Annotated in this window: 13 protein-coding genes; 9 read left to right on the top strand and 4 right to left on the bottom strand. The window is 43.7% G+C overall.

The genetic code is table 11. The features are described 5' to 3' along the window. Positions 1–100 precede the first annotated feature (100 nt). From aqpZ to carA, 4 genes are all read right to left on the bottom strand, one after another. A complete protein-coding gene (gene aqpZ, locus ABIE26_RS10985) occupies positions 101–793 on the bottom strand; it encodes an aquaporin Z (RefSeq protein ID WP_310143106.1) in 693 nt (230 codons plus the stop codon). A gap of 89 nt (positions 794–882) precedes the next feature. Then, positions 883–1,974, bottom strand: a complete 1,092-nt coding sequence (locus ABIE26_RS10980) for an ABC transporter permease (RefSeq protein WP_310143108.1) — start codon at positions 1,972–1,974, stop codon at positions 883–885. Between the two features lie 7 nt (positions 1,975–1,981). Continuing rightward, positions 1,982–2,752, bottom strand: coding sequence for an ABC transporter ATP-binding protein (locus ABIE26_RS10975; protein WP_310143111.1), 771 nt, complete (start codon positions 2,750–2,752; stop codon positions 1,982–1,984). A 97-nt stretch (positions 2,753–2,849) separates the two neighbouring features. After that, positions 2,850–3,962 (bottom strand): glutamine-hydrolyzing carbamoyl-phosphate synthase small subunit, encoded by a 1,113-nt coding sequence (gene carA / locus ABIE26_RS10970; protein ID WP_310143112.1) that lies wholly within the window; start codon positions 3,960–3,962, stop codon positions 2,850–2,852. Between the two features lie 20 nt (positions 3,963–3,982). Here carA and ABIE26_RS10965 point away from each other — a divergent pair, with 20 nt between their 5' ends. The 9 genes from ABIE26_RS10965 (at position 3,983) to ABIE26_RS10925 (ending at position 15,873) form a co-directional block, all read left to right on the top strand. Next, positions 3,983–4,150 (top strand): hypothetical protein, encoded by a 168-nt coding sequence (locus ABIE26_RS10965; RefSeq protein ID WP_310143114.1) that lies wholly within the window; start codon positions 3,983–3,985, stop codon positions 4,148–4,150. Positions 4,151–4,246: 96 nt separating this feature from the next. After that, positions 4,247–5,062: a 3-methyl-2-oxobutanoate hydroxymethyltransferase gene (gene panB, locus ABIE26_RS10960; protein ID WP_310143115.1), complete on the top strand. Its 816-nt coding sequence runs from the start codon at positions 4,247–4,249 to the stop codon at positions 5,060–5,062. Further along, positions 5,062–5,748, top strand: a complete 687-nt coding sequence (locus ABIE26_RS10955) for an RluA family pseudouridine synthase (RefSeq protein WP_310143117.1) — start codon at positions 5,062–5,064, stop codon at positions 5,746–5,748. The genes panB and ABIE26_RS10955 overlap by 1 nt, the downstream gene beginning before the upstream one ends. Positions 5,749–5,854: 106 nt before the next feature. Beyond that, positions 5,855–6,475 carry an RNA polymerase sigma factor gene (locus ABIE26_RS10950; protein ID WP_310143120.1) on the top strand — a complete coding sequence of 207 codons (621 nt, stop codon included), beginning with the start codon at positions 5,855–5,857 and terminating at the stop codon, positions 6,473–6,475. Positions 6,476–6,635: 160 nt separating this feature from the next. Continuing rightward, a complete protein-coding gene (locus ABIE26_RS10945; protein ID WP_310143123.1) occupies positions 6,636–7,826 on the top strand; it encodes a FecR family protein in 1,191 nt (396 codons plus the stop codon). A 193-nt stretch (positions 7,827–8,019) separates the two neighbouring features. Further along, positions 8,020–11,415, top strand: a complete 3,396-nt coding sequence (locus ABIE26_RS10940; RefSeq protein ID WP_310143126.1) for a SusC/RagA family TonB-linked outer membrane protein — start codon at positions 8,020–8,022, stop codon at positions 11,413–11,415. 10 nt (positions 11,416–11,425) lie between these two features. Then, positions 11,426–13,348, top strand: a complete 1,923-nt coding sequence (locus tag ABIE26_RS10935; RefSeq protein ID WP_310143128.1) for a RagB/SusD family nutrient uptake outer membrane protein — start codon at positions 11,426–11,428, stop codon at positions 13,346–13,348. Between the two features lie 17 nt (positions 13,349–13,365). Beyond that, complete coding sequence (locus ABIE26_RS10930) at positions 13,366–14,607, top strand: DUF4959 domain-containing protein (RefSeq protein ID WP_310143131.1); 1,242 nt, start codon at positions 13,366–13,368, stop codon at positions 14,605–14,607. A gap of 24 nt (positions 14,608–14,631) precedes the next feature. Next, positions 14,632–15,873 (top strand): DUF4998 domain-containing protein, encoded by a 1,242-nt coding sequence (locus ABIE26_RS10925; RefSeq protein ID WP_310143133.1) that lies wholly within the window; start codon positions 14,632–14,634, stop codon positions 15,871–15,873. The last annotated feature ends 66 nt before the right edge of the window (positions 15,874–15,939 follow it).

Below are 15,939 nucleotides of genomic sequence, written 5' to 3'. Positions count from 1 at the left end.
TACTAAGAGGATATCCAAAGTTAAAATAAATTTTAAACTATCAGCAAAAAAGGCCGTAATTACTTACGGCCCTTTGTTTTAATCTTATTTTTTATCGTTGTTATGCGGTTTCAGAATCGGCAGAAAAGAGTGCTTTATAGACAATTCCGGCCAGGATAGCACCCACTATAGGCGCTACCCAGAACAACCAGAGCTGGCTAAGCGCTTCACCACCAACAAAGATGGCCTGGCTGGTGCTCCTTGCAGGGTTAACAGAGGTATTGGTTACCGGAATGCTGATCAAATGAATTAAGGTGAGGCAAAGGCCTATCGCCAATCCGGCAAAACCTTTTGGCGCCCGGTTGTCGGTAGCGCCCAGGATAACCAGTAAAAAGATAAAAGTCATGACCACCTCGCATACAAGGGCTGCAGTCATGCTGTATTTGCCGGGCGACAGATCGCCGTAACCATTGGTCGCAAAGCCTCCGATGGCACTTCCGTTGCCAGTCGCAATGACATAAAGGATACCTGCTGCGGCTATTCCACCCAACACCTGCGATATGATGTAGGGAATGAGGTCTTTGCCTTCAAATCTTCCGCCAATCCAAAGACCTATGGAAACGGCTGGATTAAGGTGCGCACCGGAAATGTGGCCCAGGCCATAGGCAATGGTAACTACTGTTAATCCGAATGCAAGCGCCACACCTAAAAAGCCGATGCCCGCTTCAGGATAATTACAGGCCAGGACAGCGCTGCCGCAACCGCCTAAAACCAACCAAAAGGTTCCAAAGAATTCTGCTGCTAGTTTTTTCATAGTTTTTAGTTTGTTTTTTCATTTAGTTGAATGAATTTAACAACAAATATTTAATATTCCTAATACGAAATTCTAGCAGAATCGGGGAGTTATTCCCATTTAAATACCTTAACAGCAACAGTGTAAATGCCGATACCCCAGATGATCATGATCAGGAGCTGATGTTTTACATCCCAAAGCCCGGCCCCTTCAAAAGCCACTTTTCTCATGGCATCGTTCAGATAGGTTAAAGGTAAGGCCCTGCTGATCGGCTGCAGCCAGCCAGGGAAGGCATCGATGGAAAAGAAAGTGCCCGACAACAAGAACTGCGGAAGCGTGATGATGTTAGAAATGGGAGGGATGGTACTTTCGCTCTTTGCAATTCCTGAAACCACAAAACCAAAACCCATAAAAACAATAAGGCCGATCACAGAGAGCAAAAGCATATTTAGTACCGTGACGACCCCATGTATCAATGTAAAATGAAAAAAGAAATGCCCTATCAGGATGATGAAAACTGCGCCAAGTAAAGCGAAGCCGATCCGGGCAAGCCCCTCACCAAAAACAATGCTGGACCTTTTAACAGGGGTAGCAAAAAAACGTTTGATCACCAGGTTTTGCCTTAAACTGAAAAATACAAAAGCTGTCCCGAATACACCGGTGCTTAACAGAGAGAAGCCTAGCTGTCCGGGTAAAATAAAATCTATAGTCCGATAAATCCTCCCCTGTACCGTACTTTCGCTAAGTTGGGCAACGGTTGGTTTTACATCCTTTGTGTTGAGTGTATACAGGAGGTTGGTCAGCACCGATTTGAGGATGCTGCCTTTGTCGACCGAAGCCGAAGTGTATTGTACATTGGCAATGTAAGCAGGTGTGCCGGCCTCGTTCTTTTTTACATTGATCAGGGCATCAATGTTCCCTTTTTCCAGGCCCTCCTTTATTTCTTTAGCGTCCTTGTCTTTAACCAGTTTGATTACGGGCATCTCTTCAAGGGCTTTGATAACCGGATTTTGAACATCTGAACCTGGTGCTACCGCCAGTTTCACTTTCACTCCTCCATTACCTAAAAAACCAAAAACAAGAATGAATATTAAAGGGAAGGCCAGCGTGAAAACAACTGCCGAAGGGCTCCGCATGATCGAACGGAAACTCGCTTTGGCAAGCGCTAGTGTGGCTTTGGTATTGCTATAAGGTTTGCTCATGTTTATTTTAATTGTCTTCCCGCCATTCTTTGCCGGTAAGGTTAATGAAAACATCTTCCAGATTGGCTTTTTTAACTTCTTTTTTCCTCTCGAACCCGCTGTTGACGAGGTTGTCTATCAGATTGTCTGGTGTATCCAGCGCAATGATTTCCCCGCGTTCTACAAAAGCCACGCGGTCGCACAATTGCTCGGCTTCGTCCATATAATGGGTAGTCAGTACTACCGTTGTCCCATTGTTTCTGATATCGATGATCAGGTCCCATAAATTACGGCGTGCCTGAGGATCCAGGCCTGTGGTTGGCTCATCCAGAAAAATAATCCTTGGAGAATTGAGCAAAGTGGTGGCAATAGAAAAGCGCTGTTTCTGGCCGCCAGACAGGGCTTTGTACTTTGCTTTTGCTTTATCCTGCAGGTTTACCTTTTCCAGCATTTCCATAGGGCGGATATTTACGCCATACAAACCGGCAAACAGTTCCATCAGTTCTACGAGGTTCAGGTTGGGATAGTAACCGGCGGCCTGCAGCTGCACCCCGATAATGCCTTTGATCTTGCCGGAATCTTTTTCTACAGTGTAACCGTCTACTATGATCTCTCCAGATGTTTTTTCACGCAAGGTTTCGATGATCTCCAGTGTTGTGGTTTTCCCGGCGCCATTGGGGCCTAAAAGGCCAAAAATCTCGTTTTCGTAAACGTCAAAGCTAATGCCCTGAACTGCCCTGAAATCGTCGTATTTCTTTACCAGGTTTTTGACACTGATAATGGCATTTTTCTTATCCATATGATAAATGTAAGAAGGTTTAGCCAAACAGAAAATGTTATCGGGCTAAACCTTCTAAAATGTCGGTGATATGATATATTGTTTCGGTAATTGTGGATTACCAGGTCAGTTCGCCTTTGATCATTCCGATAAAATCATCAAACAGGTAACGGGAATCGTGCGGACCTGGTGAGGATTCAGGGTGATATTGTACCGAAAATGCTTTTTTACCTTTTACACGGATACCTTCTATCGACTGGTCGTTTAAGTTGATGTGCGTAATTTCAACCTTATCTGAATTTCTTACTTCATCCGGAATGACACCAAAGCCATGGTTCTGGGAAGTTACTTCACAGTGGTTTTTGATGATGTTTTTAACCGGGTGGTTTAAACCACGGTGACCGTTAAACATTTTCATCGTTCCGATTCCGTTTGCTTCGGCAAGTAACTGGTGACCTAAACAGATGCCAAACATCGGTTTTTCGGAGGCCAGCACTTTTTTAACGGTTTCTATGGCATAAGGCATTGCCGAAGGATCGCCGGGGCCATTGGAGATGAAATAACCATCTGCACCCCATTTTTCCATTTCTTCGAAGCTGGTTTTTGCCGGGAAAACCTGTACATATACATCCCTGTCAGCAAAATTGCGCAGGATGTTCTTTTTAATGCCCAGGTCTAAAGCCGCAACTTTAATGCTGGCTTCAGGGGAACCATAGAAATAAGCCTCTTTGGTTGAAACCTGTGAAGACAGTTCCAGTCCGTCCATTGAAGGTACCTCAGCTAATTTTGCTTTCAATTCTTCAAGATCGGTAATTTCAGAAGAGATGATGGCATTCATCGCTCCTTTATGCCTGATGTGGCGTACCAATGCGCGGGTATCGATATCCGAAATCCCTACAATGTTTTCATTCTGAAAATAGTCCTGAATAGACTCCGATGCCTCCTTACGGCTGAAACCAATGTTGTAGTTTTTACAAACCAGGCCAGCTATTTTGATGCTGTCAGACTCAATTTCTTCTCTGTGTATACCATAATTTCCAATGTGTGCATTGGTGGTTACCATGATCTGACCGAAATAAGAAGGGTCAGTAAAAATTTCCTGATAGCCTGTCATTCCGGTATTAAAGCAGATCTCTCCGGTAGTTGTACCAATTTTTCCGGCTGCTTTACCGTAATATACGGTTCCATCGGCCAGTAACAGGATAGCAGGTAACTTGGTGTAGTTAGTCATTGTTGTGATAATGAAAAATTATGGGTGTAAAAAAAGAGAAAAATGGGGGTTTTGAAGCGGTTTTGATGCCGATTATGTTTTTAACAAATGTGCTGTTAATTAACCCCTTCATTTCGGGGTACAAAGATATGAGTTTAAGCGGTTTTATTCAAGATATTTTTTCAATTACCAAAGGCTTCTGTTCTTAACCCCGAAAAGATGGAAAGCTGGAATGTCACAAAAACAATAAAACAATCTTTATTTCAATTGTAAAAACTAATTTTGCTTCCATAAAAAATAAAGGCATGTCGGTAAATAAAGAAGTAAAGCGAATAACGACTCATATATTACAAGAGATGAAATTGCGTGGAGAGAAGATCTCTATGCTGACTGCATACGATTTTTCGATGGCTACCATTCTGGACGATGCAGGGCTGGATGTTTTATTGGTAGGCGATTCGGCTTCCAACGTTATGGCCGGACATGAAACCACACTTCCGATTACGCTCGACCAGATGATCTATCATGCCCAGTCGGTTGTAAGAGGGGCTGGCCGATCCTTTGTTGTGGTAGACCTGCCCTTTGGTTCTTATCAGGGCAATTCAAAAGAAGCCTTGAACTCGGCCATCCGGATCATGAAAGAGTCCGGTGCCCATGGCGTAAAACTGGAAGGTGGCACAGAGGTGGTAGATTCTATACAACGCATCATTACCGCAGGTATCCCTGTAATGGGCCACCTGGGCTTAACACCACAATCTATCTATAAATTTGGCACTTATACGGTAAGGGCAAAAGGCGAGGAAGAAGCAGAAAAGCTCAAAACTGATGCACTGGCCCTGGAGCAGGCCGGATGTTTTGCTATTGTGCTGGAAAAAATCCCTGCATTGCTGGGCAAAGAGGTGTCGGAAAGCCTGCATATCCCAACGATTGGTATTGGCGCAGGACCCGATTGTGACGGACAGGTATTGGTTGTTAACGATATGATAGGCCTGACCAAGGGCTTCAAACCACGTTTCCTGCGTCAATATCTGAATCTGTATGAGGGGATCAAGGAAGCGGCACAGTCTTACGTTAAAGACGTAAAAGGAAATGATTTTCCAAACGAAAAAGAACAATATTAATGCCGGTAACCGATAAAGATGTACTTTATGAAGACAACCACCTGATTGCGATCTGCAAAAAGGCTGGTGACATTGTACAGATTGATGAGACCGGCGATGAACCTTTGGATGAGCAGGTTAAAAAATACCTGGCCATAAAATACAATAAACCCAATAGTGCTTTTTTGGGGGTGGTTCACCGGCTCGACAGGCCTGTTAGCGGTGTTATTCTCTTTGCCAAAACCAGTAAGGCCCTGGAACGTATGAATGCAGTTTTTAAAAACAGGGAGGTTAAAAAGACCTATTGGGCCATAGTCCGGAAAAAACCTGACAAAGCTTCCGGTACCTTAATACACTGGCTGATCAAGAACCCACAAAAAAATGTGGTTACCCCCTATAATACAGAAGTTCCCGGCAGTCAGCGCTGCGAGCTGAGTTATAAATTGCTTGGAGAGCTTAATGGTTATTATTTAATTGAAGTGGACCCCTTAACCGGGCGCTCACACCAGATCCGGGTACAGTTGTCAACCATGGGCTGCCCCATTGTGGGCGATAATAAATATGGTTATCCCAGGGGCAGCCGTAAGGGGAGCATCTGTTTACATGCACGCAGGCTGCAATTTATCCACCCGGTTAAAAAAGAACCTGTAAATATTTTCGCCAGGCTGCCGGTAGATGGTTTCTGGGAAAAATTTGAAGGCTTTTAGCATGCCAAAATAATTTACTAATAAGCGCATTTAACAGAATTTTTTCTTTGCCGATACCCGTAAATTAGTTTTTAGTCAACCAAACTATAAACCAAACTAAATTACGATGCTGCGCTTTGAAGGCATAAACGCGATCAAAAAAAGCAAGGATGCATTATTGGTCCGTACGTTATTGATGAAAATCATGAATAATGACCATAGCGCTTTCCATGAACTTTATGATCACTTTAGTGCGCAACTGTATGCCAATATTCTGCGGATGGTGAGGGATAGTGAACTGGCCCGGGAGATACTTCAGGACGTTTTCATGAGGGTTTGGGAGAAACGGGAAAATTTAGATCCCGATAAGTCGTTCAACGCTTATTTACATCAGATTGGCAAAAATCTGGTGTATGACCATTTTCGTAAGCTGGCCCTCGATAGAAAACTGGAAAGCCAGTTTACGGAGGCCGATAGTGAAGCCTACAGTCATATTGAGGAACAACTTTTCTATAAGGAAAGCAACCAGCTTTTTTTAGCGGCGGTAGCCAAACTCTCCCCTCAGCGCAAGCAGGTGTTTACTTTATGCAAGCTTGAAGGCAAAAGCTACCATGAGGTTAGTAAGTTACTGCAGATCTCTACTTCTACCATCAGCGATCACCTGCTGAAATCCAATAAGTTTATCAAAGCCCAGATGCTGATTGCCGAATCAGTTTTGGTAATTTTTATGGGTTTTTTAGGTTTATAGTCTCCCTGCATTGGGATATTTACAGGGCTGAAAAAAAATAAAAAATATTTTAATCTGGAGCAGGGACTTTCTTCCGCCCGTCCGTATTATCTAAAAAAGGCAATTGAGCCAGGCCTGGAATTTACACAGGATGGCTGACAACCCGAAAGAGATTATACTTATGGAAAACCGGCAAGAGCTCATAAAATTATTTAAACGTTACCTGGCTAAGGAGTGCTCGGCGGAAGAAGAGGAAACTTTTCTATCGTTTTTGGAAGATAAAGCGTACGCGCCTTTGTTCAGGGAACTGATTGAGAAAGAATTGCAGGCAGAGGTTGATCCGGAGTTTAAGGAATTGCCCGAGGTTAAAGCAGAACTCCAGCGTGTAAAATTAAATCTCGTTCGTGAAATGGGGGAGCAGGAAGTTGATGAGCCTGTTTCAAAAAGCCGGCTCTGGTTAAAAGTGGCTGCAGTGCTGGTGTTATGCGCAGGGGTGGTGTTTTTTACTACACAGACAAAAAAAGGGGAGCTTCTTGCAGATGTTGCTCCTGGAGGGAACAAGGCAATACTCACGTTAGCAGATGGTTCGAAGATACTGTTGGATTCTGCAGTAAACGGTGAGGTAATTAAACAGTCGGGAGTTGTAGTTACCAAGGCGGCCGATGGGCAACTGGTTTATACTATACAGGAGCGGGGTGCAGATGGCGATCATAAAAAGAACCTGACAAACACGGTTTCCACACCAAGGGGCGGACAATACCAGGTTAATTTGCCTGATGGTACCAGGGTTTGGCTCAATGCAGCATCCGAATTGAAGTTCCCCTTAAGTTTTGCCGGATTAAAGGAACGCCGGGTAAGCCTTACAGGAGAAGCTTATTTTGAGGTTAAAAAGGATGCCGCCAAGCCATTTATTGTAGCGTCTGACCGGCAGGTTGTACAGGTGCTGGGTACACATTTTAACGTAAACTCCTATAAGGAGGATACAAATACCAAAACAACGCTTTTAGAAGGCGCTGTTAAGGTGCAGAGTTTAAAAGGGGGCAGTCCTGACGAGGCAATGTTAAAACCAGGTCAACAGGCCCGCATTGGTAACGCATCCAGTGCAATTAGTGTCGCAACTGTAGATCCTTTGGCAGAGATTGCCTGGAAAAAAGGGCAGTTCTTTTTTGAAAATGAACCTATTGAAAACATCATGAAAGAGGTGTCCAGGTGGTACGATGTAGATATTGTTTACAAAGACGATTTTGCCGGAAAAACTGTCTGGGGATCCGTAACCAGGTATGGAAATGTATCAAAAGTATTGTCGATACTGGAATTAACCGGAGGAATCCATTTTAAAATTGAGGGAAGGAGGATCATCGTGCACAAATAATTTTACTTAAAAGTGCCCGAAAAACCGTGACTCCGATTGCCGTCGAAGCCACGGATGATATCAGGCCTACAGTTAGATATTTTATACCAAATAACCATCATAACCAATAAACCCAATAACCAAATGTATGAATTTTTACGATCTATTTAGGTCTGAGCATTTTGTTTTCAGAGCTAATAAAACACTGCGTATTATGAAGTTGATTGTCATCATCATGTGTACACTATTAATGGAGGTTAGCGCTTCCGGACGGGCCCAGGAAATTACATTTTCGCAAAAGGCAACCTCTGTTACCACTGTATTTAAGGAAATTACCAGGCAAACCGGCTACCAGGTGGTTTGCGATGGGGAATTGATTAAAGCCGCCCGTGTGGTAGATGTAGATTTTAAGCAGGCCAGCCTGCAGGAAGTCCTGGACCAGTTTTTTCCGAAAAAAGCCATAAAATGGGCTATGGAAGATAAAACGCTGGTGATAAGGAAAGGACCGGAGGGCAATTTAAACCCCATCATTGCGCAGGGAAAACCTAAAGTCAGTGCGGCGGAAGTTAAAGCGCTGGTGAAAGAAATAAGAGGAACTGTAAGAGATACGGTTGGGCCATTGCCAGGTGTTTCAATTGCTGTTAAGGGAAAATCACAAATCGGAACCACGACAGATCTGAATGGTAAGTATATACTGGATGTGGTAGATGAAAATGCAATTGTTGTTTTCAGTATGGTTGGCTACGCCCCTCAGGAAATTCCGGTAAGGGGCAAAACGGTGATCAACGTCACCATGAAACCAACCAATAATCAGCTTGATGAAACCGTTATCGTTGCTTTTGGTAAACAAAAGAAAGAATCGGTTATTGCATCCATTACCTCCATTAACCCAGGCGAGTTAAAAGTGCCTTCCAGCAACCTTACCACTGCACTTGCGGGCCGTTTGGCAGGAATTATTGCCTACCAGCGAAGCGGTGAACCAGGAAGGGATGATGCTGAATTTTTTATCAGGGGAGCAACCACGTTCGGGTACAAAACATCACCATTGATTTTGATAGACAATATGGAGTATACCACTACAGATCTTGCCCGGCTGCAGGTAGATGATATTGAAAGCTTTTCTATTCTGAAAGATGCTGCTGCCAGTTCCTTATATGGGGCAAAAGGTGCAAATGGAGTAATCCTGATTACCACGAAACAAGGTAAGGAGGGGAAACCAAAAATTAATGCCAGGTTTGAAAATACGATCTCTCAGCCAACCCGTAATGTAGCGCTTGCAGATCCTGTTGATTATATGATCCTCCATAGTGAAGCGGCGCTGACCAGAAACCCTACTGCCGCAACCGTCTATACCCAGAGTCAGATCGACAATACCATTGCCGGAACAAATCCCATAGCCTTTCCAAAGGTAGACTGGCAGAAAGAACTGTTAAAGAAACAAACCGTTAATCAAAGGCTTAACATGAGCTTAAGCGGAGGTGGTCAGGTAGCCACTTATTATGTTGCCGGTACTTATAATCAGGATAACGGCCTGCTAAAAGTTGATCCCCGTAATAATTTCAACAACAATATTGACCTGAAATATTTTAACCTGAGGTCCAATGTAGTGGTAAACGTATCAAAAACAACCAAAATGACTGTTCGCCTGAATGGAGGTTTTGATGAGTACCAGGGGCCTATCGCCAATGGTGAAGATACCTATAAAGCGATCATGAGAACACCTCAGACCCAGTTTGTACCTTATTACCCAAATGAGGGTATTTATAAAAATGTAAACCACATTATGTTCGGGAATATCCAGAACGGTACCGCTAATAATCCGTATGCTGATCTGGTAAAAGGCTATAAGGAATATTCACGTTCGCTGATGGTAGCACAGCTGGAGTTTACCCAGGATATGTCTTTCTTAACGCCAGGACTATCCTTAAATGGAATGATGAATACCAACAGACGTTCTTTTTTTGATGTAGTACGTCAGTACCGCCCTTTCTGGTATGCTGTGAGTTCCTATGATAAGGTTGAAAATACGTACAGACTAGCTGCATTAAATCCTGAAGGAGGAACGAATTTCCTGGACTTTGTCCGCGGTGGGAACCAGACAGTAGCTTCTACTTTCCATTCGCAGCTTGCAGCCAACTGGAACAAGACCTTTAATACCAAACACAATGTGAGTTTAATGTCGGTGGTTGTTTTGAGGGGCGAGTCGCAAGGTAATGCAAGGACTTTACAGGAATCCCTGCCATCCAGAAATCTGGGTGTTTCAGGAAGGGCTACCTATAATTACGATAACCGCTATTTTGCTGAGTTTAACTATGCTTACAATGGCTCAGAGCGTTTTTCTACCTCAGAGCGTTTTGGTTTCTTCCCTACAATTGGCGGGGCCTGGGCCATTTCAAATGAAAAATTCTTTAAACCATTATTACCGGTTGTAAATAAACTCCGGATCCGTGGAAATATTGGCCTGGTAGGAAATGACGAGATCGGTAGCGATGCTGAGCGTTTCTTCTACCTATCGGAAGTAAACATGAATTCAGCGGTAACGGCAGCTAGTTTTGGGACCAATTCCGGAACCAGCAGGCCGGGAATTTCAGTGCTTAGGTACGAAAACCCCTATGTAACCTGGGAGACTTCAAAGAACTCTACATTTGGTCTGGAAGTCGGTTTATGGAATAAACTGGACGTTATTGCCGAATATTTTATAGACCATCGTTACAATATCTTAATGACCAGGGCCTCTATACCAGCTACCATGGGGCTACAGGCACCCATTAAGGCCAATGTTGGTGAAGTCCGCTCAAGGTCTTCTGAGATTCAGCTTACCTATAATGACCATATTGGAAAAGATTTCACCGTTCAGCTGAGAGGGAATTTTACGTACTCAAAAAATAAGTTTGAAGCTTTCGAAGAGCCGGATTATTCACAAAGCTGGCTGTTCAGGAAAGGGCACTCTACAAGTCAGCAATGGGGGTACATTGCGGAGCGACTGTTTGTAGATGATGAAGAGGTACGAAGCTCGCCCAACCAGAATTTTGGTGGTTTCCCGGTTATGGGTGGAGACATTAAGTACAGGGACGTAAATAACGACGGGCAGATCAACTCCCTGGATATGGTTCCGGTAGGTCACCCAACCACCCCTGAGATCATTTATGGCTTTGGGCCGGCAATGTCTTACAAGAATTTCGACTTTAATTTTTTCCTTCAGGGCTCGGCCAGATCGTCTTTCTGGATTGACGCTGCGGCCACGGCGCCATTTGTAGGCAACAATCAGCTGCTTAAGGCCTATGCCGATGATCACTGGTCGGAACAGAACAGAAATTTGTACGCTTTGTGGCCACGCTTGTCGCCAATTGCAAACGCCAATAGCAATGCAAGGAATACCTGGTTTATGCGCAATGGCGCGTTTTTAAGGCTCAAACAAGTGGAGGCCGGGTATACGCTTCCTAAAAAATTGCTGGACAGGATAAGGATAGCCAACCTTCGTATTTATGGCTCTGCAACCAATTTGTTTACGGTAAGCAAATTTAAAATGTGGGATGTCGAGATGGCTGGTAACGGACTTGGCTACCCGGTGCAGCGTGTAATTAATTTTGGTATTCAGCTAGGTCTTTAATCGCATTAACATGAAAAAAATTAAAATACTAATCATTGTGGCTCTCATGGGTGCTTTTGGCTCATGTAAGAAATATCTGGATGTGATCCCGGATGATGTCCCGACAATAGATCATGCATTTAGCCTGAGGACCTCTGCAGAAAAATTCCTTTATACCTGTTATTCTTATATGCCGGAAACAGGGAGCTTTAATACGAACCCGGCAATTCATACGGTAGATGAAGTGTGGAATCCGTCGCCTCAAATAGATATCAATGCGGATATGTTCAACATTGCAAAGGGGCTTCAGAACAGTACTACACCATTGGCCGACTACTGGACTGGTGGCGGAAGCGGGAAAAAACTCTGGCAGGGTATACGCGATTGCAATATCTTTCTTGACAATATAGACAAAACACCCGAGCTGGAGCAGTGGGAAAAAGAAAGATGGAAAGCCGAAGTTAAATTTCTGAAAGCTTATTATCATTTTTACCTGCTCAGGATGTATGGCCCTATCCCTATTGTGAGAGAAAATCTACCTTTGGGCGCCTCACCCGAAGAAGTAAAAGTTTACAGGGAACCTGTAGATGAGGTGGTGAAATATATCGTTGAGTTGCTGGATGAAGCAGCAAATACCTCAGATTTACCAGATATTCTGGTGGGAACAGAGTTAACTGAACTTGGACGGATTACACGATCTATAGTGCTTTCTTTCAAAGCGAGGGTTTTGGTTACTGCCGCAAGTCCTTTGTTTAATGGGAATCCGGAGTATTACGGGATAACTGATAAAAGAGGAGTTCACTTATTCAGTCAGTCGTACTCAGAGCAAAAGTGGAAGGATGCCGCAGAATCCTGTAAAACCGCTATTGAGTTCCTTCACGCAAACGGGTTTAAATTATACCATTTTACCCCGCCAATTTCCTATGTCATCAATGACACCATACAACGTGAACTGGACTTGCGCTGCGCGATAAGTGATAAGGAACGAAATACAGAAATGATTTGGGTAAATACTTCAAGCACTGCTACAGACATCCAGAGGATGGCAATGCCTCTGATTGCGCCCGGAACCAGCGGCTCAGGCCCAAAGGGAATGCTTGCACCACCCATTAGCTTTGTAAGTAAATTCTATACCAAACATGGAGTGCCGATTGAAGAAGATAAGGAGTGGGATTTTGCCGGCAGGTTCAATTTACAGGAATCTGGTTTTGACCATTTGTTTTACATTGGAAAAGGCGAAAGAACGGTTAAATTCCATTTCAACCGGGAGCCGCGTTTTTATGCCTATATAGGTTTTGACAGAGGCGTATGGTATGGAAACTGGATCAACAACTACAATAAAGAATCGTTGTATTTTGTTAAAGGACGTAAGTCTGAAACTGCGGCAAGACAAGGGATCAGTAACTACTCTATTACAGGATACACCGTTAAAAAACTGGTTAAAATAGAAACCCAGGCTGCAGCTGATGGAAATGTTACCGGGAATAATCAGGCGGCATATCCATGGCCGGAGATGAGGCTTTCTGATTTGTATTTAATGTACTCCGAAGCGCTAAACGAGATTGGCGGTTACAGTACTGACGCAACACACTGGATCAATCTGGTAAGGGAAAGAGCAGGATTGAATACTGTGGAAGACTCCTGGAGAGTTTACTCAAATAATCCAAATAAATATACTACCAAGGACGGCCTCAGAGAGATCATCCATCGCGAGCGTACCATAGAACTTGCATTCGAGGGGCATCGTTTTTGGGATCTGAGAAGATGGAAGAAGGCACATGTTGAACTGAACCAGGTCATCAGAGGCTGGGATATTACCCAGCAGGATCCGGAAGCTTATTACCGGGAGGTTGTGCTTTGGAACCAAAGATTTGCATTGAGGGATTACCTGATGCCGATTAAACTCTCAGAAACCCAGACCAATAATCACCTGCTTCAAAATCCAGGTTGGTAATACTTAAACTAAACGAGATGAAAAATATCAGAATAATTGTATTGTCCCTTATCAGCGTAGTTCTGTTTTCGTGTAAGGAAGACGCCCGGGACCCGCTTTATGCCGGAGAGAATCCACCACCACCAATTAGCAGTGCCAGGGTAGAGGCCATACCAGGAGGGGTTAAGGTAACTTATGATCTGCCCAATGATCCGGGCTTGTTATATGTTAAAGCGGAGTACGACTTAAAGGGTGTAAAAATGGAAGCCAAATCTTCCTATTACAAAAACTTTATTGTGGTTGAAGGATTTGGTGACACCCAGGAAAGGGATATCACCCTTTACGCCGTAAGCCGTTCAGAAAAACTTTCTACCCCGGTTACCATTAAGATAACCCCTTTACCGGCGCCTATTTACGATGTGTTTAACAGCCTGAATGTAAACGCCAGTTTCGGTGGGTTTACAATTGGCTTCGAGAACCCTGCAGCACTGGGCGGAGGCATAAACAGCAACATCACTATGGGGGTGGTAAAATGGGATGCCGGCTTAAAAGAATGGGTGCGGTTTGATAGTTTTTACAGCGGGTTGGCCAAAGGTCTGTTTTCTGTACGAAGACAGCCCCCTGTTGAAACTAAATTTGGCGTATTCTTAAAAGATCGCTGGGGCAATTATACCGATACGCTGGAAAAAGTAATGACACCCTGGCCAGAAGTGGAACTTGATCCGAAAAAGTTCAAAGATGCGAGAAAGAACCCCGTACCACAAAGAGCACCGTTCCCTGAACTTACAGGTATCGTAAAAGATGCAGAGCATGAAGGCAGTAATACATGGGATAGAATGTTTGATGGGGATTTAACTAACTTTTTCCATACCAAACAACGCTTCGATATGCCAATCTGGATGCCTGTTGACCTTGGGGTTACCGCAAAGTTAAGCCGTTATGTGTTATGGCAGCGTACGGGTGGTGGTGGTAGCGGATGGCCATTTACACATGGTAACCCACACGAATGGGAAATGTGGGGTACTACCAATATTGCAGATCCGAACAGCTGGATTAAATTAGATCATCAGGTAATGATTAAACCATCCGGCTCACCGGTTGGCGTAAATACAAATGATGACAAAGCTATTGCTGAAGCGGGTATGGAATACAATTTTGATCCAAACCTGCCTCCGGTAAGGTATGTTGCCTTTAAATTGATAGACAATTGGGCCTCGATCGGTGGTGCTACAGGGTTTATGCACATTTCTGAACTGAAATTCTTTGGCGAAATTAAATAGAAGTACTCATAAAAAAATGTAAATATGAAACAGTACATTAAATATTATTTCTTCATTTTACTTGCAGGAGCACTGATGGTTTCCTGCAGTAAGATGGATGAATCGTATAGTGAATTTCTGAAAGACGGAGAAAGACTATATACCGGTCGGCCGGACAGTTTGCTGGTTTCACCAGGAAAAGGTCGTCTGAAAGTAAGCTGGAAGCTGCCTGCCGACCCTAAGATTACAACCATCAAGTTATTATGGAACAAGGGTATTGACTCACTGATTATTCCTGTAAATAAAACTGGTGTAAAAATGGAGCAGATCATACCAGATTTGCCCGAGGGTATTTATTCATTTGAAATGAAGGCCTACGATAAAGATGGAAACCCTTCGATCAAATCTGAGGCCATAGGCGAGGTGTTTGGTGCTAATTACCAAAGTATCATAACAAACAGACCTGTGCAGAAGGCAATTCATAGAATTGTTGAAAATGCCATTACCCATGCGGTTATTTCTGAAGATGCTTATGTCCAATGGTTTGGAGCCAGCGGACAGGTGTCTGAAGTTGCTGTTGAATATACCGATAAAACCAATGCAAAAAGGGTGAGGAAAATAAGACAGATCCCGAACCCGATTAATCCGGAAAGAAGCACAATCTGGGCCGATACAACCAGGTTAACGGGCTATAAAGAAAATTCGGTGATCAGGTGGAGGACTTCTTATCTGCCAACTCCTTTGTCTATAGACACTTTTTTCACAGCCTGGAACGAAGTTATTGCTGAAAAGGTATTCGTAGATCCTAATTTTGAAGAACCGATCACTTTTCCCAACGAATACAGGCTGATAGCAAAGCACAGCAATAAACCCCTGGTTATAAAGACTGCCAACAACAGCAACAATACAGAGGTAGTGCAGAAAGCTGTACCGGCTACTGATCTGACATCAGTGTGGATCGTAAAACAGATCCCGGGAGAAAACAACACCACTAACAATACCATTACCAATAAATATAATGGGGCAAAGGATATGGCTGTTTCAGGGGGCTCGGTAGATGATGGGGCAAAGATTATTCAGTATACCAAGGCGGCCAATGGCACCAATGACACCTGGATTATCAAATCGGCAAATGTAAACAATACCCATTATTATATCCTTAACCTGAAAAGTGGTAAAGCGATTACGGTCACCGGGGCTGGCACAGGCGATAATGTGAATGCGGTGCAAATGCCGTATACCGGAGCAGATAACCAATTGTTTAAGTTTGTGCTGATTGCACCGTGATAAATTAATTTGTTTAATGCCTCTCAATTCTAAATCAATGGGGTGTAGATGATAAGTCAGCTTAAA

Source organism: Pedobacter africanus (assembly GCF_040548825.1).
In the GTDB taxonomy this organism is placed as follows: domain Bacteria; phylum Bacteroidota; class Bacteroidia; order Sphingobacteriales; family Sphingobacteriaceae; genus Pedobacter; species Pedobacter africanus_A.
This window is presented reverse-complemented; position numbering and strand designations above follow the sequence as displayed.